This is a genomic window from Kitasatospora sp. NPDC002522 (assembly GCF_053595195.1).
Genome location: NZ_JBSFXE010000046.1, coordinates 1 through 18496 on the forward strand (window position 1 = coordinate 1; position 18496 = coordinate 18496).

An 18496-nucleotide genomic window follows, 5' to 3' on the forward strand; every position below is an offset into this window, starting at 1 on the left:
TCAGCGGCGGGAGCAGGCGCAGGACGGCGTCGTGGCGGCCGCCGAGTTCGACGATCAGGCCGCGGGCGAGGCAGGCTTCGCGGACCCGGACGGCGCTGGGCCCTACCCCCGGCCTCCGGCCGGGGCGGAGCCTCCGGCTCCGCAGGTGCGGGGTGACGGCTCCGCCGTCACTGTGGGTGGTGGCCGAGGGCCCCGGGCTCCGCCCGGGGGTGGGGGTGGCTGGAATGCGGCTCCGCCGCATTCGTGGGCGGGTGCGGCGTGGTGGGCGGGGGGTGCGTTGACGATTTCCCGCGTTTCCTTGGTTGGGTGCCTTCCCGGTCGGGGCTCCGCCCTCGAAGCGGAGAGCGTTGACGATTTCCCGGAATTCCTTGGACGGGTGCCCTGCCGTGAAATTCGGAAAAGGGCCGGAGGCCCGGGGCGCAGCGGGGCGGGGGCGGAAGCCGGCCCGGGCCCGTGACGGGCCTGGACGGGGGCAGCGCGGCCCGTACGTGGACGCGGGCACCACAGGGACCGGGCCGGGCCCGGGGGCGCGGCTTGGCCCCCTTGCGGCCCCGGGGGCGAGGGGCGGCCGGGCTCCGCCCAGGCCGGACCGGACACCACCCCGGGGGCGGGGCACGGGCCGAGCGGCACGAGGGGCGCAGGGACCGCCGGGGCGGGCACGGGCAGCCTCCGGCCACCCGCACCGCCAGGAGCCCGGAGAGCACCCTCCCCCGCCCGCACAGGAGCGCCACCGCGCCACGGCGGACACACGGGCCCGGAGAGAACACCAGGGCTCCGCCCCCGCCCAGCACCGGCCACCAGGGAGCAGCACCCGGCCACCGGGGAGCGGCGCACAGCGCGGGAAGCCGAGGGGGCCGCGCCCGAGCCGGACCCGGCCCCCCGGCCGGGACGGAGACCAGGCTCCGCCCCGCCCAGCCACCCGACGCCCCGCCACCAGGGAGCAGCTGACGGCCACCCGCCAGACACACCGTCACCCGCCACCGGCCACCGGCCGGACGCACCGGGCCGCCGAGCTGGACGCCCGCCACCAGGGACCGCCGCCGAGCAGCACCAGGCACACCGACAGGAACGGGCTCCGCCCGCCCAGCGAGCCGGACACCCGGCAGACGGGCCGACGCACCATCACCACCCGCAGGACGACCACCAGGCGCAGCAGGCACCGCCCGACCCGCACCACCACCGAGCAGCCCCACCGGGGAGCAGCAACACCAGGGCCGGACCGGACCCGGCCACCAGCGGGCACCGGCAACACCGGACCACCGAGCAGACGCACCGGGCTCCGCCCCGGCCACCCGACCCGACAGCACCAAGGCCAGCACCACAACACCCAACCCACACACAGCAGTTCACTCATAGACAGCCCAACAACCAACCCAGACAACCAAGTTCACCACCACCCGAAACAACACCGGTCGACAGACCGCCCACCAACCCCCACCCCCACCACCACCCGCCACCCCACCAAGGGGGGCGCAACCAACAACCAACAGCACGCCGCAGGCGCTGGTGAGAGATCCGCCAAGGCATTTTTACTGGACCTCCACTTTTAAATTCAAGCCCCTAACTACCCCGGGTAAATGGCGACCCGCTGGCAATTCGTGCCATTTATTCGAATAGGTAAATCGAGCTCATTTTTATGCACGGCGATTCAGCTTGATACCGAGGAGCGCGAAAAGGGCCCCCAGGGGCCCGGTTCCGGCGGCAGCCGGAATTTCGTGATCGGCGCTTTGAGTGGCAGTCAGACGAGTATGCAGATTTCAGCACTGCCTCAGCCCGGGCGGCGGAAGCGGCAAAGGAGAAAGGTTTATGACGCCCAACCCTCCTGCTTTGTCCTGCCAGTACCAAGCGGCAGACATTACAACGCCGGGCTCCAACCCACTGGAAAGGCGGGATTCGCCATCGGCGACGGCGCGGAGGGAGCCGATGCTCACAGGGGGACCGCGGACGGTGTGTGGCTGGCGGCCGGGGACGCTGGTGACCGCCCGACTGGCCCAGCTTCGGCGCCTGACCCTGACCGTGAGAGCTCGGGGGCAGCCTACGTAGAGCGTCTGTCCTAGGTCAGCCCTAGAGGGTGCAAGGGCGAATAGACCCTCTGACCTGCATAGATGCTGTTTTCTGATCCGATCCTGCGATCGGGTGACCCGTTCCTGGGCTCGGATAATATGCATGTTCAGTACATGTACTAGACACGAATGTGATCCGACCCCGAGAACGGATCGCATTGCCGTTCAGTACATGTAGGGTCAGTGCAGGCGATCCGATCCTCGGGTCGGATCATCTGCATGCATAGGCCATGCGCGTGAGGAACGGAGCGTGTCGACATGGGCCACCGGCGACCAACCGGGCTCTTCTACACCGACACCATGGAGCCGGCTCCTCATGCGGAGTTCGGCTACGGGGGCGCCTTCGGCACCTTCTCCCTGGTGAGGTTCATCGCCCTGTGCAACCGGGCGTCGAAGCGGACCGATGCCGAGATCCGCGTCATCATGTGGTACTGCGGCGCCACGCTGCTGGACCCCGGCAAGGTGAACCGCACGCTCGCCGACATCGGCGCCGAACTGGGCTTCTCGCCGGATGCCCTGTCCAGGATGATCAAGAAGCTGGTCAAGGACCGGCTGCTGCGAAAGTCCGGGTCCGTCGGTCGTAGCCCCTTCTACGCGATCACGCCGTACCTCGTGTACCGCGGGAGCGGCTACGACCACCGCGAGGCCATCAAGGGCTGGAACCCCCCGCACATCCTGGGCCTGACCCAGGAGCCGGAGTCCTACCTCCTCGTCCGGCCTGCCGAGGACGAGTCCCTCGAGGAGAACTTCCTGACCCACATCCACCGTGCGGCCCGTGAAGCGCGCACTGCACAGAGCGCCTGATCCCAGGGAGAATGGACCCGTGAGCGACAACGAACTCCGCGGCCTGCTTCGGCGCTCCAACGCCATGGGCCCGAACCAGCGGCTGCTCCTGGCCTTCTACAGCGCTCTGCCGCCGGGCGAGGACGGCACTCAGCGGACGGCCCAGAAGCTGGCTGAGGAGATGGGCTGGGCCCCCACGTTCTTCTCTCGAATCCGGAAGGAGCTCGTCGAGGCGGGCCTGCTGGAGGAGTACAGCAAGTTCAACAACATCCCGTACTACCGCCTGAGCAGCCGGGCGCTCGGCCGCAAGGGCAAGGTCGTACAGCTGCGACCGGTGGGGTAGCCCGGTCTCGACACGACCCTCGCTCTGGCCCCCATTGATCTCGATCGGCCCTCTGGACGTTGGCTCCAGGGGGCCGATCTGCTTGCCGGCGAGTCCACCAGCGCGAGCCCGGATCCGGCCTCGCTCGGTCCACGGCCTGGGCCCGCGGGTCGGTCAGGACCCGTCCACCTTCGCCAGCTAGCGGGCCCCTGGCCAAGAGCCAATCCCGAGCCCAGCAAATTGGAGGGAAGGGGCCGGTTGAGTTTCTGGGGGGAATTAAGTTGTTGGGTTCGAAGTTTTTCGGTGGACGTTCTGGAATTTCGAAGCAGAGATTTTGGTGACCGTTATGAGTTGAAACGGCTGCGGCTGGACGCTCCACGGCCGCGCTTGGGCCAAAGTCTTCACTAACTGTAACGAGCCTGCCCGTCAGCCCGCCCTGGGCGGTGAGGTGATGTTGGTCTAAACAAGGCTGGTTTTGCGGCTCTTCTCAACGTGTGGTCATGGCTAGCCCCGGCCGCAGGTCTCCGCTCGTCATTGGGTCACCGTGCTGGTGTGCGCGGCTGTCGACGGGCAGTGGCCACGGCGGCGGGGGCGACCGCGCCGATCCCGTAGCGGGCGGCGGCCTTGTCCAGTACGGGTTCGAGGGTGCGGGCTGCCTCGGTGGCCGCGTCAAAGGTCAGTTGAACCCCGTGGGTGGCGCCGACAGTGGCTAGGCCGCCGGCCCGGGCGGTGACCGCGCGGATCCGAGCCCGCTCCAGCCCCAGCGCGCCGAAGATCAAGTAGAGCACCTTGCGCAGGGCCGGGCTGTGGCCGGTCGCCTCCGACAGCGTCCTGGACCTGGTGGTGGCGGAGCGGTCGGCGTACGTGACCTGCAACTCAACGGTGCGGGCGCTCTGCCCGGCCGCGCGCAGCCGGGCTCCGAGGTCAAGGGCGAGGTCGAGGAGGGCTCGACGGACTTCGGCGGGGTCGAGGACATCGTGGTCGAAGCGGCGGATGGAGGTGATGGTGGCTGGCGGGCCGGTCGGGGTGACTATGCGGCGGTCGGTGCCGTTGGCCCGCTCGGCCAGGAGTCGTCCGGTGCTGGCTCCGGCGATGCGCTGCACGGTGGCCACTGGGACCGCGGCGAGCTCGCCGATGGTGTCGATCCCGTACCGGCGGAACTTCTTCTCCAGGGCCGGTCCGATGCCGGGGAGTAGCCGGACGTCCTGGGCGTGGAGGAAGGCCCGGGCGGCGGCCGGGTCGTCGGGCAGGACCTGGACGGTGCCGGGGCGGGCGGTGTCGGCCGCGATGGTGGCCATGAGCCGGCTGTCGCCTAGGCCTCCGGTGGTGACGAGGCCGAAGCGGGCGGCGAGCCGGGTCTGCAGCAGGTCGGCCAGCTCGGCCGGGGACTGTCCGAAGTAGCGGACCGCGCCCGCGAGCTCCAGCAGGGCGCTGTCGGGTGGGAGGGCCTGGACGACGGGGGTGATGTCACCGAGCACCCCGAAGAGCTGCCGGTAGACCTCGAAGCCGGGCCGGTGGCAGCGCAGGTGAAGGACCGTCACCGCGGCTTGGTGCGTGATCATCCTGCCGCTCCCTGGGAGGCGTGCCACATCCGGCCGGCGCCACCCGGGCCGCCGCCGGTACGGCGGTCCTGGTGGCCGCCGTCCTGCTGCGCGGGGTCGGCCGGGCCGGGGGCGGCGAGGAGCGCGCGGACGGCGGCGGTGCCGCCTTCGGCGCGTGCCCGGGCGAGCTCGGCGAGGTCCCAGGCGCGGTGGCCGACCACGGAGAGGGAGCGCCCTCGGTGCTGGAGCTGACCTCGCACCAGCAGCAGCCAGGAGTGGAACAGCGTGTGCGCGGCGGCCTCGGCGTCCGGGCCGGAGAAGAACGCCAGGTCGACCGGCAGGCCTCCGGCACCGTCGTCGAGCGTGACGAAGATGGTGCGTCGGCCGGACTTCTGCGGCGGGGTCTGGATCGCCACCTTCGCTCCGGCCACCAGCACCACCTCCCCGGCCTCGACGTCGCGCAGCTGGGTGGAGGGGGTGACGCCGAGCTCGGCGAGCAGCGCGTGGTGCTCGGCCATCAGGTGCTTGCTGGCGTCGAGGCCGATGACCTCCAGCTCGGCGTCGAGTTCCTGACGGGGGGTCATAGTGGGCAGGCCGGTCGGGGCGGGGGACTCGGCGGGGGCGGGCAGGGCGAGCTGGTCCGGGACGGCGGCCGAGCGGCGGCCGTGGTGGAGCTCGTCCAGGAGCAGCAGCAGGTCCCGGCGCGGGCGGGTGCCGCCGGGCACGGCGGCCAGGGCGCCGATCCGGGCGAGGTTCTGGGCGGTGGGCAGGGACGGGCGGGCCCGCTCCCACAGGTCCGGGACGGAGGTGAAGGGGCGGGCGGCGGTGATCCGGGCGATCTCCTCCGTCGTGATGCCCTTCACCGCGGCGAGGGCGATCCGCAGGCCGTGGCGGCCGTCCGGGCCGGTCTCGACCCGGTAACCGGCATCGGAGGCCTCGACGCACACCGGCAGCACGGGCACGCCGTGGCGCCGGGCGTCGGCCAGAAGCAGGCGCAGCGGGTACATGCCCGGCTCCGCCTCCATGATCCCGGCGTAGAAGGCCGGCCCGTGGTGCGCCTTCAGCCATGCGCTCTGGAGGGTGATGACGGCGAAGGCCGCGGAGTGCGAGGCCGGGAAGCCGTAGGCGCCCATGCCCTTGAGCTGCTCGAAGACGGAGTCGATGACCCGCTGGTCGTAGCCGGCGGCGGCTGCACGGGTGCGGAACCACGTCTCGAGTGCGGGCAGCCGCTCGGGTCGGCTGAGGGCGCGGCGGGCCTCCTCCCCCAGCGCCAGGTCGGTCTGGGTCAGGACCGAGAACGTCTTGGCGACCTGCTCGTTGAAGACGAGCACGCCGAGCGTCGGGGACAGGGCGGGGATCAGGTCGGGGTGGGGGTAGCGCACCGGCCGGCGGCCGTGCCGGGCGTCCAGCCACGGACGGATCATGTCAGCGGCCACCGGCCCGGGGCGGAACAGGGCCAGCTGCACGATCAAGTCGACGAACGCGCGCGGCTGGGCGCGGCCGAGCAGGTCCCGCTGGCCCGGGCTGTCGATCGAGAAGACCCCGAGGGACTCGCCCTCGCGCAGCAGGGCGAAGGCGGCCTCGTCGTCCAGCGGCACCTGCTCGGGGTCGTCCAGGTCGACGGTGCGGCCGGTGGTGCGCTCGATCTCGGACAGCGCGTACGACATCGCCTGCATCGTCCGATTGCCCAAAATGTCCAATTTCAAGCAGCCGAGATCCTCGACATCGTCCTTGTCGAACACCGACATCGGCAGGCCGTCCCCGGGGGTGGGGAGCACCGGGGTGCGGGCCAGCAGGGAGTCGTCGGACAGCAGCAGACCGCACGGGTGCATCGCCAGACCGCGGGGCAGCGCGTCCAGGCCCTCGACCAGGTCCCAGAACCGGGCGCCGTACCGGTCGGCCTCGGCGGCAACCTGGCGCAGCTCGGGCAGCTCGGCCATCGCCGAGCGCGCGTCCCGTGCGCGGATGTGCGGGAACGCCTTGGCGAGGGGGCCGGCCTCGTCCGGGGACAGGCCGGTGGCCAGCGCGACGTCGCGGATCGCCCAACGCACCCGGTAGGTCTCCGGCATCGCGACCGCCGCGACCCGGGAGGCGCCGAAGCGCTCCAGGACCAGGCGGTAGCAGTCGATTCGGCGGTCCGCGGGGACGTCGACGTCGATATCGGGCAGGGAGCGGCGCCGGAAGCTGAGGAACCGCTCCATGATCATGAGGCCGTGCTCGAGCGGGTTGACCGCCGAGATGCCCAGCAAGTGCACGACCAAGGAACCGGCGCCGGAGCCGCGCGCCGACACCCGCACCCCGGCCTCCTTGAAGTCGGCGACAATCTGAGCGACCGTCAGGAAGAACGTGGACCAGCCCAGGCCGGTCGCCACCTCCAGCTCTTCCCGGAGCCTCCGGACGGCCTCCGGGTCGCGGTCCATGCCGCGCTTGGCCAACGCCGCCTCGCACCGTTCGCGCAGCACCCGGGCAGAGGAGCCCGGCGCCAGGCCGAGCCGGTCCTCCTCCGGGAAGCGCACCGTGCCGATCCCCAGGTCCGACTTCGGATCCAGGCGACACTCGGCCGCCGTCCGGGCCGTCACCGCCAGCAGCCGTCGGGCGCCGCCCGGCCCCTGCCCGGCCGCCTCGGCGACCTCCTGCGCCAGCTCCGCCATCGCGGCCGGCGGCTTCAGCCACCGCTCGCCGTTGCACGTGGCGCCGGGCTGGATGGGGCGCAGGAGGCGGGCGGCATCCAGGACGTCCGCGATCGGGCCCTGGCCGGGGTCGGCGTAGCGGACGGCGTTGGTGAGCACCGCCTCCAGGTCGAGGTCCGCGGCCAAGCCCACCGTGCGGGCGGCCAGCCGCAAGCTGCCCGGGCCGGTGCCGGTGCGGCGCAGGTTCACCGCCTCCAGGCGCAGCGCCGGGCCGAACCACTGTCGCCAGGGGATGAGCAGCCGGGCAGCGCGGTCCGGGCGGCCGGCAGCCAGGGCGCGTAGCGGTTCGGAGCCGGGGCCGAGCAGCACGGTCAGGCCCTCGGCGTGGGCGGCCAGCACCTCCAGCGGCACCACCGGCTGGCCACCGCCGCGCTCGGCGCGGCCCGCCCAGGCGGCACTGATCAACGCGCACAGGTTGGCCCAGCCCTGCTTGTCGCGGGCCAGCACCGTGATCCGGGGCGCTGACTCGTCCACGAAGGCCCCGCCGCGCGCCGGGGTCCGGCGCCGCCCTGACGGGGCTGGCGGCTCGGCCAGGCCGACGGCGAGGTCCGCGCCGAACAGGGGCCGCACCCCGGCGGTGGCGCACGCCTTGGCGTGCCGCACCACCCCAGAGACGGTGTCCCGGTCGGTCAGCGCCAGTTCGGCGATGCCGCGCTCGGCGGCCCGCTCGGCCAGCGCGGCAGGAAGCGAGGCGCCGTAGCGGATCGAGTAGCCCGACGCGGAGTGGAGGTGCGCGAACACCTCGATCACCTCCGGTCAGTCAGCCCCTTCTCGTTGTCACCCGGACTCCCCTTCCGGCATCTCCAGTAGCTCATATGTTCGAATAACAGCGCAAGCCGCATTACCGCAGGTGGGGCCATCGGGACAACGCGCAACTTAGTCTCCGACCGGTCGGACCGCGGCTTGCCGCGGCCCGACGGCGTCCGAAAGAATCTTGAAATCAGCCGTGGGGTGACCCCGGGAGGGCGACCTACAAGCGGCACACCGAGCGGGGCGTACAACCCAGGCCACGGCCGGACGCAGGGTGCCGACACACAGTGCCCAGGCCGGGCCACGACCGCCGGCGGCGTGCGAGGCTGGGCCCATGTGCGGTAGGTACGTCTCCACGACAGGCCCGGTCGACCTGGCCCGGCTGTTCGATGCGAACTCGGCGGTCCCCGACGACCGGTTCGCGCCGAGCTGGAATGTGGCGCCGACCCGCGACGTCCTCGTGGTGCTGGAACGCCTGGACAAGGAGAGCGGAGAGATCGCCCGGCAGGTCCGGGCGCTGCGCTGGGGACTCGTGCCGTCCTGGGCCAAGGACCCATCCGGCGGCGCGAGGATGATCAACGCCCGGGTCGAGACCGTCCACGAGAAGCCCAGCTTCAAGCGCGCCTTCGCCGCGCGGCGGTGCATCGTCCCCGGCGACGGCTACTACGAGTGGCGCCAGGCCCCTGGCGGTCCGGACGGCAAGCCCTACAAGCAGCCCTACTACCTGGCTCCGGCCGACGGGACGCTGCTGGGGATGGCCGGGCTGTACGAGTTCTGGAAGGACAAGACCCGACCTGACGACGACCCGTTGGCCTGGCTGGCCACCTGCACCATCATCACCACCGAGGCCACCGACGCCGCGGGCCGCATCCACGACCGCATGCCGCTGACCATCACCGCGGCCAACCGCGATGCCTGGCTCGACCCCGACCACACCGACCCCGACAGCCTGCGCGCACTCCTTCACACCCCCTCCGGCACCGAGCTCACCGTCACGGCCGTCAGCACCGACGTCAACAACGTCCGCAACGACCGGGCCGACCTCCTGACCGAGGTGGAAGACCCCCTACCCGTCTGAGCACATCGGGCCACCCAGCGGGCGGGCCATAGCCCCCCGAAACCGATCGCCAAGCCAGCCGACGCGCCGCTACCGTGCCGCACGTGACCATCTTCGAGGCTGACCAGAGCCGGCCATCGGCGCACGACGTGGCGCTGCTGGCCGACGGCTCTTCCTTCGCCCAGCGTCTGCAGGACTTCGGGCCCCAGAAGGAAGGCGCGGTCGCGCTGGGCCTGCTGCGCGACATCTGCGACATGCTGTGCGAGCCGGACGGCCACCGGGAGCCGTACGTGACCGCGCAGGCGATGTGCCGGGTGGCGATCGAACGCCTGATGGAGATCGGCGGCAACGACTACAAGGCGCTGGAGGCGGCGCGGAATGCTGTCTCCAAGTCCCTCAAGGCGATCTTCGACACGGACGGCTCGCTCAAGGCCCCGACCCCCGTGGACGGCCTGCTGGACGCCCTGGACTCCCTTGCCGCCTTCCCGCCCAAGGTGGACCCGGGCAGTGATCTCGGGAAGGCCATCGTCAAGGTGCTCCGCTCCCGATCCGCGGCCACGAAAGCCGGGCACCCGCCGGTGCTGGCGTTCGGCGCGACCCAGACGGTGCTGGACGCCGTCGACGAACTCGGGGCCACAGTGCCCGAGACGCTGACCGCCGGGCACCCCCTGATGGTCGCGCTGCGTGAGCTTCACAAGATCCGGTCGAGCAAGGAGTTCCACCGTCAGGCGGTCCTCGATCGGCGGCTCGACGAGGTCGGCGCGGCCTACGCGCGGTTGTGCGAGATGGAGGCCGAGAAGGGGGTCCACCGGGTCATGCAGCTGACCACGGTGGTCCACAAGGAGACCGGACGCCTGCCGGGCAAGGCGGAGAAGGAAGCGTTCCGGCGTTGGACAGACCAGTACAAGATCGGGTCAGGGGTCGTACACCCAGGCACCGAGGCGACCGCGGTGACGGCGGTCGCGATGCTGCACGACTGCCTCGCCCTGATCCAGGAGCTCGTCGCCACCGTCGTCGACCAGGCCCCCGAGTGGGTCGCCCTCGGCGCGGTCGCCTCCCCGACCCCCGAGCAGATCCAGAAGGTCAACAACCTGCACCACCCCTCAGCCTCCCTCTACCTGTTCGAACACTTCCCCGGCTGGGAGTGGCTGGAAAAGCTGGACGCCGTCCGGCTCCTGCCGGAGGAGGACCGGTGGCCGGCTAGGCCCTACTTCGAGCGCCTCGCCGCCGAGGACCCGGCCCGCCTGGTGCGGTGGCTGGACAGGCACCTGGACACGATCTGGCGGACCGGCCCCGAAGCCACCGCCAAACTGGTCCTGCTGTGCCGACACCTCGGCGGCCACAGCGCGGCCCTCGTCACCCGGGCGCTCAAGGCACACTCCACCGACGGCGTACGGACCATGGCGGTCTACTGGGCGCAGGAGACCCTGCCGGCCCACCGGGACGCCGCGTGGGTGGATGCGACGGTCAAGGCCCTGTCGGTCGGGTCGGACGGCTCCGCTGCTGACTCCTGGAACGTCCGAACCGTGCTGGCCCAGCTGCTGGAGACCGGCCGAACGGGCGGTCCGCAGTTGGCCCAGCGGGTCCGTACCGGCCTCGCGGCCGTGCTGGCCTCTCACCTCGCGGTCGAAGGCGTCCGGGAGCAGCTGCAGATCAGCGATGACCTGCGTGCGCCGAGCCTGGCCGGGGACCGGGCGCTGACCGGGGCCCGGCTCGCGGCGGCGGCCTGCATCGAGTTCGCTCGCCTCGAGCTCAGCGAAGCGGGCACTGACCTGGCAGCGCGGACCGGTGCCTGGACGGCCAAGGCCTTGGGTGGCTGGGAGCGCGAGCGGCTGATCGCCGTCCACCTGGTGGATGCCGCGGGGATCGCTCCGGCGGACGTCTCGTGGTGGAGGGCTGCCTTCGAGGTGCTGGCCCGCCTGGGTGCCATGCCCTACCTCACCCCGGATGTCGGCCGGTTCGTCCAGGTGGCCATCGGCACCTGCGCACCGGCGGACCAGGCCGACCTCGTGGCGGCCCTGTCTACCGGCTTCGGCCCGGTCCCGGGCCAGGATGCGCTGCAGGCAGCCCGCGCCGAGCTGGCTGATGAAGACGGTCGCCTCGCCCGCACGCTCGCCTCCATGCTCGGCGGCACGGAGGCGCTGGCCGAGCTCCTCGGCGAGGATGAGGCCGACATGCCGGAGCTGGAGTGGGAGTCCGCTCTCCCTCCCGTCTGGCGGACCGTCTACTGCCTCTCCGAGGTGGCGCCCGCATCGGTGCTGGCACCCTGGCGCCCGGTGGTGGACCTGCTGGCCGAGTTCACCGGGCCGCCGCCGGCGCTCACCGAGCCGCTGATCAAGATGGTGCCGTACCCCGACCACGGCGAGGGCGCGGTGAAGGACTTCGTCACCCGGTGCGAGGAGCACGGTGTTCTTCAGGGTGCCGCTGAGCTCGCGGCCCGCATTCCCTCGCAGGGGGACTACTACAAGCGCACCGACCTGCGGATGCTGGAGACCGCCGTCCACGCAGCCCCCGCGGCCTGGGCGGCCGACATCGAAGCCGTCATGGCCGCCCTCGGCTCGTTCGACCTGCGCACGGCCTACCTGCAGACCCTGCACACCGACCAGCAGGCGGCGGGCCTCACCGATGCCGATGGACGACGCCTCGCCGACGCCTGCACCGCGGCCTGGGCCCTGAAGACCCAGCTCGAAGCAGGTAACAGCACTGCCGACCCCGACATTGAGGAGCGCGCCCGCCGCACGGTGGTCCAGCTGCTGCGCCAGGCCTGGGTACTCGGGACCGATCCCGGCGTGGACGAGGCCGCGGCCATCACCTGGCTGACGGCCGCCGTCCGCGCGTGGACCGAGCCCGCTTCGGTGCCCGACAGCCCCTACGCCACCGCGACCGACTCCTCCGGCGGCCTCGCCCTGGTCGCCGTCCTCCAGTGGGCCGTCCGCCGCGCAGCCGACCAGGGTGAACTGCCCGCCGAAGCCGCCACCCTGCTGACCGAGCTCGTCACCGACGGCCGCGACGACCGCGCCCTGGCCGCCGTCGGCGCGGCCCTCACCCCGCTGCGCCACTACGCCCTCCCCTGGTACACCGCCCACCAGGCCACCCTGCTCGACATCGCCGAGCCATCCGCCCCGATCCACACCTGGCTGCGCTCGTTGCGCTACCTCGGAGACGACGAGTACGCCGTTCTCGGCGACCTCGACCCCGGCAAGACCATGGACTACCTGCGCACCGGTGCACCTGACGAGGTGTTCGACCGATTCGCCGCCACCTTGCTCCACTCCCCCGGCACCTTCGGCCCCGACTTCCTCGCCAAGCTGATCACCGGCAACGGCGGCCCGACGGCCGTCTCGACGCTCCTCGGCGACATCGCCCGGGCACTGCCCCGCGAAGACGTCGCCAGCCCCCTCCCCCTGCACCAGCGCGCCTTCCAGTTCTGGGACCAGGTCCTGGACCTCGCCGACGGTGACCCCGACGTCGCACCCGCCCTCGCAGGCGCCGGCCACTTCGCCTTCGCCGAAGGAATCGACCAGCACCAGTGGCTGACCCGCACCCTGCGCACCGTCACCGCCACCCCGGCCATCAAGTACCCCGACCGGGTCGCCCAGCGAGCCGCGCACAGCGCCCAGGACCCGGATGCCCTGCGGATCCTGACCAAGCTGTTGTCCAACACCGGCGGGAGCAACGGCCAGATCGACTACCGGGCCCACGCCGTGGTTCGCGCCGCGCAGGACGCCGTCGACAACTCCGAACCCGGCACCGAGGGCCGGGCCGACCTCGGCCAAGCACTCGGTCACTACGCCCACGACGTGGAACGCGCCACGGCTTGGTAGCCGAGCATGTCCTGCGGCGGATTCCCACTAGCAGCCCGCCGCAGGCTCCACCTGGACGCGTCCTGGTGCTGCGCTCCGGTCCGCGCGACGCTCCGGCGTGGCGGGCGGCAGCCCACAGGGGCCCTACGCTTGTCCCCGTGCCCGACATCAGGACATCCAAGGCGTTCAAGGCACTCGCGACGCAGACCGAGGCCGAGCTCCTCACCCGCGGCCTCGACGTCGTCTCGGTCGCGGTGACGAACGTGCTTGCCCACAACGTGACCGTGGTCGCGCAGCGGCTCGGGATCCAGCCGCGGTCCGCCCTGCGATACATCGAGCCGGCCGCCGTTGCCGACCAGATCGCAAACGCCAGCGCGCTAGGAACCCCCGGCGCCGACGCCGCGCACGGCGTGCGGCCGGTCCGAGTCGACCAACGCACCGCCTTCTTGCCGCGCTGGATCTGCTCCCGCCCGCTCATGGCCCTCGCCCAGGTCATCAAGTACGCCTCCAGCAACGGCGACACCCGCACCGTGCAGCACGCCACCGATCTGGTCTTCGAGATCGGTTTGGCGATCGGCGCCGATTCCGCGAGCGAGAGCGCCGGACTCCCGATCGGGCTGCTCGACGAAGCAGCTGCCCTGATCGAGCAGGTCGCCGAACACGTCGAGGCGGACGGCTGGAGCGTGTGCCCGTGCGGAGAGGAGCACGGGCAGAGCCCCACCGATGCCCGGGTGGTCGGGGTCCTACGCGGGGACGCCGAGCTCATCCGGAAGATCCGGGCGCAGGCCGACACGAGGGGCTGACCGCTCGACTGGCCGTCCTGGGCGGGGTGGGAGCACGACCGACCCGGTCAGCGGTCGGTCACCTCCGTACCAGACCGCTCCGCGCAACCGGGGCACCCATGTCAGTCCGGGTCGGGGTAGAGCATTCCGTCCACGCCGAGCGCAGCAGCCTCGCGCCGGTTCATCGCCTGGTTGAGCAGATGCTCTCCCTGGTCCAAGTGGTCCATGACCTGCTGCGCGTGGAGCTCCTCCTCCGTCCGGTCGGTGCCGTCTGGCCTCGACCGGTAGCGGACTGCCTCACCGGCAGCGTCCAACAGCTCGGCCGCGGCTGCGGCGAAGCCCTCCTCGATCCGTCCGCCGCCGGTGTCCAAGGCGACGGCACCCGGAGCGGAGAAGTCCTGGGCGAGCACGGCCAGGTGCCCGTCCGCCCGGCCGAGGTGGCCAAGGGCCGCCGCCAGGTGATCCTCGGGCACTGGCCAGGCCAACGGCTTGGTGATGTTGGCGATCTCCACCGCCGTACTCGGTTGGGCGGCGAGCACCAGGTTGTAGCTGGCGTGGTCGGCTGCCCGGCGGAGGTGGGCAGCCAGGACGGCGGTCCGCACCTCGTCGTCCTCGTGCTCCAGAGAGGCGGGAACGTCCATGCCCAACGCAGCGAGAGCGGAGCGCAGTTGACCCTCAGTCGGGTTCAGGTTCTCGTACACGCCGTGCATCATCCCGCAGCCCGCTTCGCAGCAGGGGCACCTTCATCCGATCGGGTGGCGTCCGTTGGGCACGATGTACGGGCGCAGCAGGACGGCCAACGCCATGGTGACGCCGAAGGCCACTGGCCCGGCGAGTCCCAGGACAACCGTCCGGGCGGTTCCGTCGAGCTGGTTCTGCGCGATCAGCATCAGGGTGATGGCCAGGGCAACACCGCCGCCCAGGAGCAGCGCGAGCCGGGCGCCGACCGGCAGCCACCTCGGCCCGGGAACGCGCAGCACTTCCCGGACGTGGACAGCGTGGCCCTGCAGGTCGCCGGTCACGACTCCGCACTGGCAGACCAGGTGCGTGACGTTTTCGCCGGCGAAAGCCGAGGCGACGGGGTCGATCTCCCGGACGGGTCCGTGGCGTCCGTCGTCCATGGGGGGCCTGCGCACGGGTCCTCCTTCGTCCGGTTCGATCGGCGGTCAGCTTATCGCCACGGCCAGCCCCACTGGGGCTGGCCGGAAGAAGACTGCGTTCGGTTCAGGCGCTCGAGACGGCCCGTGGACGGGCTCGTTGTCGGGGCTCATCGGCTGGTCTCCTTGCCGGGGGTGCGGCGGGTGGTGAGCTTGGCCGCGATGCTGGCGAGCGAGGCTGGGCCCGGGGCCGTCTCCAGGATGTCGGCGGCTCGGGTCGCGTGCAGATTTGCGGCGAGGACGTAGACCGGCGTTCTGGGCTCGCCAGTCGGCAGGCTCGGGCACCGGGTGGCCACGACCACCGCTTCCGGTTTCGGCCACGCTCGCGGGTCGCCGGTGGTGGGCGCGGCGATGGTGATCACCCACTCCCGGTCGCGGTGGTCACGGGCGCGGCGCTCGTCGCTGCCGTACGGGGTAGGCCCGCCCTCGCCGCGCTCCAACTGGTCGCGCCATGGCTGGGCCAGGGCCGGGTGCTCGCGGTAGAAGCTGTCCTTGTCCGGGTAGAGCTTCGGTGGCGCGAGCGTGACGTCCAGCGTCCCGTCCAGCCACTCGTCGTAGAGCGGGTCGTGTGTGGCGTGGCTGCTTCGCCACCGGGCGAACGCCGGTTCTGCGGCGAGTTCGGAGAACAGCGTGCACGCCCGGTCGGCGAGTTCGGCGAGTTCGACGGCGAGGTAGCGTTCGCCCGCCTGGCCGACGTCGGCGGCCCCGCCGTTGGGGCTGAGGGCGGCGCAGCGACGGGTGGCCGCGTCGAGCTCGGCGCGGGCCTGTTCGACGTGGGGGTCGTCGGCGGGCCGGTCGCCGGCGCGGGCGAGGGCCTCGGCGTCCCGGAGCCGGTTCGCGGCCTGTTCGCGTCGGCGGGCCGCGGCGAGAGCCTGGTGCATGCGTTCCACGCGGTCGCGGCAGATCGCCTCCTCCGCCCGCAGGCAGCACGCGACGTGAGCCCACAGCGTGCGAGCGAGGCGCGGCTCGTCCTGCTCCTTCTTCCCCCGGCCCTTCGGCATCGAGGCGGCGGCGGTGTCGATGGCCCAGGCGAGGGCGGTGGCGGCCTGGCCGGCGCCGATGCCGACCTGGAGCATCTGGTGGATCAGGTCGCGGTCGCGCTCGGTGCCGAACTGCGCGTAGGTCTGCTGGAGGCGCTCTTCCAGGCGGCGGGCGTCCCGGAAGAGGTGCTTGATCTCGTAGTAGTGCAGGAGCGCGTCGGACAGGTTCGGCCCGTCCTGCTCGGAGGGGCGGATCTGGAGTTCCTCCGGAGCGAGCTGGGCCGGGAGCAGCCGTTGGAGGTCCCGGTCCGCAGCCGTGAAGCGCTGGGCGCTGTGGCTGAGCAGCGCCTCGATGGAGCTCTGGCGGTGCGGCTCCCGGCGGAGGGAGATCTCCAGGCGGTAGTCGGTCCGGCCGACGATGTGCTGCAGGTCCGCGAAGGTTGGCTCGCGCTTGCCGAGCTCGTAGCGGCTGAGAGCTGTCTGCCCGAGGCCCGCGGCGTCGGCCAGGTCGCTCTGGCTGAGGTCGGGAGTGCCGGCTCTGGCTCGCCTGAGCAGTGAACTCGCACTGATCACCGCGGTCGGGTCCGGATACCTGGCCATGACATCGCTCCCTCAACAGTGGTATGCCATTACGGCGTGAGCCAATGCCATATTGGCATAGAATGCGGGCGCGGTGGCTGCCAGACTGGCGGCGGTCGAGCGTGTGGGATGTCCGATGCGTCGAAGGGTGCGGGTGGCCGTGGCCGACAGCTACGAGGAGCGGCGATTCAGCGAGTTCCTCGGCGACGGAGAGAGGCGGGTCCTGCCCGCGCGCCGCGTCGACGCCTCCGAGACGTGGGAGACGTACCGCCTGCTGGGTATCGACGTCACGAGGTCGGCAGGTGACTACGTCGAGGTGACCTGGCCCGACGGCTGGCGCAAGGTGCGGGCCGGCGAGACGGAATGGCAGTTCGAGCTGCGCGATGCCGCCGACACCCCGATGGTGATCGGGACCGTTCTCGAGCACCCGGACTACCGGCAGTCCGTCATCGACATGCGGCTGACCCATCCGGCCAGACGGATCGTCCGCCGCCGCTACCAGGCGATGCCGACCTGGCAGCAGCACCTCATCAAGGTCAAGGGCACCGCCGCCTGGAGGCCGCTGTACCCGTCGATGCGCCGGAGCAAGCCGTTCGACTCCTACGAGCGCACCGTCCTGCCGATCATGGTCGCCCGCCTGCGCGCCTTGGGCTGGACGATCGGCGAACAGCTGCCGACGGGGGTGGAGATCCTGCTCTCCGACGAAGCCGCCGGCTGGGAGGAAGAAAGGGACGCTGGCGACCGCTTCTGGGTCCTGCCCTCCAGCGGCGGTCCGACGTTGGCCTACGGCGTCGCAGCCGGCGGCGAGTATCCCTGGTGCCAGTGGGATCTGCAGACGAGCATCGGAGGCAGTGCCGACGAGAAAGCCGCCGGTCCCAGCGCCATCGCCACCGAGGTCGACCAGGTCCTCCGCCGAGGCCTCCCCCCGAATGCGAAGACGTGGCCTGTCCTGGGACACCCGGAGGTACCCCGGCGAACTCGTGAGGAGCCGAGCCGCCCCGCGGGAGCGGCCGAAGCGGCCGAGATCCCCGTCCGCGACTCGCTGACACTGTGGGACCAGCCACTTGTCGACCCTCGGCGCGTCTGGTGGCAACACCGGCTCGTCCTGGAATCCCATCCGGACCTGCCACCGCCGTCCGCCAAGCGCCAGCTAGTGCCATTCTCCAAGCAGCGGCACTCCCCGGGCCTGCGGCAGCTCGCCGAGCGGTACCGCGGCCTCTACTTCCTGCCTCGCTCCCTCCCCGAGGAGTACCAGGAAGTCCTGCGGCAGGCGCGGGCCGCCGCCCGCGCCGTCAAGGACGCACCCGCCAAGATCGCAGAGGAACTCGTTCACCGGGTCGATCAGCTATCGGACGGCGACCTGCTTCTGGACGAACGTCTACTGGAACTCGCCCGGTCCCTTGAGAGGACCGCGGCCACTGAGGGTCCGCTTCCCGATGTGGACGCGAACTGGCCGCTCCTCAGAGTTCTGGAAGCGTGCGCTGGCGAGAGCTTCGACCTGGCGCTGCGTCAAGCCGAGACCGTCCAGGCGATCATCGCGTACGAGCTGAACCTCCCACTGCAAGAGGCCGTCACGGACCGGGACTCGCGGGTCTCCTACCGGTCGGTCACCGAGCACGTCGTCTGCGACTGCGGCAAGAGCCGCTGGCTGCTGGTCTTCGTGGGAGGCCACGGAGCTATCGGCTGCGCGTGCGGCCGGCTGCGCTGGGAGAGTCGGCTCCGGTGCGACGTCTTCGAGAGAAGCCACCCTGGCAAGCTGACAGAGTTCCAGCCGCCGTTCGACCTCGATGCGATTGCAGCCGAGGTTGGCTTCGGGCCCTTCCGTCACAAGTGGTGAGTACCCCTTCGATCGCCGCTGGCGGCAGAAGGGTCCGGTGACTGTAGCGGTACCCGTCCCACGATCCCCGAAGGCGGCCCCGCACGATGCGGGGTGGCCTCTCGCTATTCCGGCTGGGCTGGGAGCCTTGTCGTCCGGCAGAACGCAGTGAG

12 protein-coding genes are annotated in these 18496 nt (G+C 71.5%); 6 read left to right on the forward strand and 6 right to left on the reverse strand.

Going from position 1 to position 18496, the window contains the following annotated elements; all coding sequences use genetic code 11:
- Positions 1-970 precede the first annotated feature (970 nt).
- The gene (locus ACWD4U_RS29490) at positions 971-1180 is read right to left on the reverse strand and encodes a hypothetical protein (RefSeq protein WP_363458803.1); all 210 of its coding nucleotides are present in this window, start codon (positions 1178-1180) and stop codon (positions 971-973) included.
- Between the two features lie 1183 nt (positions 1181-2363).
- Between ACWD4U_RS29490 and ACWD4U_RS29495 the strand changes: the two genes are divergently transcribed.
- Both ACWD4U_RS29495 and ACWD4U_RS29500 read left to right on the forward strand, forming a co-directional pair.
- Entirely contained in the window at positions 2364-2867 is a 504-nt protein-coding gene (locus ACWD4U_RS29495) for a MarR family transcriptional regulator (RefSeq protein WP_363458805.1), read from the forward strand.
- Between the two features lie 19 nt (positions 2868-2886).
- Positions 2887-3189, forward strand: coding sequence for a replication initiation protein, RepL2 (locus ACWD4U_RS29500; RefSeq protein ID WP_363458806.1), 303 nt, complete (start codon positions 2887-2889; stop codon positions 3187-3189).
- A gap of 518 nt (positions 3190-3707) precedes the next feature.
- Here the strand turns inward: ACWD4U_RS29500 and ACWD4U_RS29505 are convergent.
- Both ACWD4U_RS29505 and dnaE read right to left on the reverse strand, forming a co-directional pair.
- On the reverse strand, positions 3708-4730 hold the full coding sequence (locus ACWD4U_RS29505; protein WP_363458807.1) for a DNA polymerase Y family protein: 1023 nt from the start codon (positions 4728-4730) through the stop codon (positions 3708-3710).
- Positions 4727-8140: a DNA polymerase III subunit alpha gene (gene dnaE / locus ACWD4U_RS29510; RefSeq protein ID WP_363458809.1), complete on the reverse strand. Its 3414-nt coding sequence runs from the start codon at positions 8138-8140 to the stop codon at positions 4727-4729. The genes ACWD4U_RS29505 and dnaE overlap by 4 nt, the downstream gene beginning before the upstream one ends.
- A gap of 343 nt (positions 8141-8483) precedes the next feature.
- Between dnaE and ACWD4U_RS29515 the strand changes: the two genes are divergently transcribed.
- From ACWD4U_RS29515 to ACWD4U_RS29525, 3 genes are all read left to right on the forward strand, one after another.
- Positions 8484-9227: an SOS response-associated peptidase gene (locus ACWD4U_RS29515; RefSeq protein ID WP_363458811.1), complete on the forward strand. Its 744-nt coding sequence runs from the start codon at positions 8484-8486 to the stop codon at positions 9225-9227.
- An 83-nt stretch (positions 9228-9310) separates the two neighbouring features.
- Positions 9311-13030 carry a hypothetical protein gene (locus ACWD4U_RS29520; RefSeq protein ID WP_363458813.1) on the forward strand — a complete coding sequence of 1240 codons (3720 nt, stop codon included), beginning with the start codon at positions 9311-9313 and terminating at the stop codon, positions 13028-13030.
- Positions 13031-13167: 137 nt separating this feature from the next.
- The gene (locus tag ACWD4U_RS29525; protein ID WP_363458815.1) at positions 13168-13812 is read left to right on the forward strand and encodes a hypothetical protein; all 645 of its coding nucleotides are present in this window, start codon (positions 13168-13170) and stop codon (positions 13810-13812) included.
- A 101-nt stretch (positions 13813-13913) separates the two neighbouring features.
- On the opposite strand, the gene ACWD4U_RS29530 is transcribed toward ACWD4U_RS29525, so the two are convergent.
- The 3 genes from ACWD4U_RS29530 to ACWD4U_RS29540 form a co-directional block, all read right to left on the reverse strand.
- Positions 13914-14492 (reverse strand): hypothetical protein, encoded by a 579-nt coding sequence (locus ACWD4U_RS29530; RefSeq protein WP_363458817.1) that lies wholly within the window; start codon positions 14490-14492, stop codon positions 13914-13916.
- Positions 14493-14534: 42 nt separating this feature from the next.
- Positions 14535-14927, reverse strand: coding sequence for a hypothetical protein (locus tag ACWD4U_RS29535; RefSeq protein ID WP_363458819.1), 393 nt, complete (start codon positions 14925-14927; stop codon positions 14535-14537).
- Between the two features lie 131 nt (positions 14928-15058).
- Positions 15059-16528, reverse strand: coding sequence for a helix-turn-helix domain-containing protein (locus ACWD4U_RS29540; RefSeq protein ID WP_363458820.1), 1470 nt, complete (start codon positions 16526-16528; stop codon positions 15059-15061).
- A gap of 139 nt (positions 16529-16667) precedes the next feature.
- Here ACWD4U_RS29540 and ACWD4U_RS29545 point away from each other — a divergent pair, with 139 nt between their 5' ends.
- Positions 16668-18344, forward strand: coding sequence for a hypothetical protein (locus tag ACWD4U_RS29545; RefSeq protein WP_363458822.1), 1677 nt, complete (start codon positions 16668-16670; stop codon positions 18342-18344).
- Positions 18345-18496 lie beyond the last annotated feature (152 nt).

What these genes read in the sequence shown, in the direction of transcription:
- ACWD4U_RS29495 (WP_363458805.1), top strand. Translation starts at nt 2,364, where the DNA reads ATGGAGCCGGCTCCTCATGCGGAGTTCGGCTACGGGGGCGCCTTCGGC.
- ACWD4U_RS29505 (WP_363458807.1), bottom strand. Translation starts at nt 4,730, where the DNA reads ATGATCACGCACCAAGCCGCGGTGACGGTCCTTCACCTGCGCTGCCAC.
- ACWD4U_RS29515 (WP_363458811.1), top strand. Translation starts at nt 8,484, where the DNA reads ATGTGCGGTAGGTACGTCTCCACGACAGGCCCGGTCGACCTGGCCCGG.
- ACWD4U_RS29540 (WP_363458820.1), bottom strand. Translation starts at nt 16,528, where the DNA reads ATGGCCAGGTATCCGGACCCGACCGCGGTGATCAGTGCGAGTTCACTG.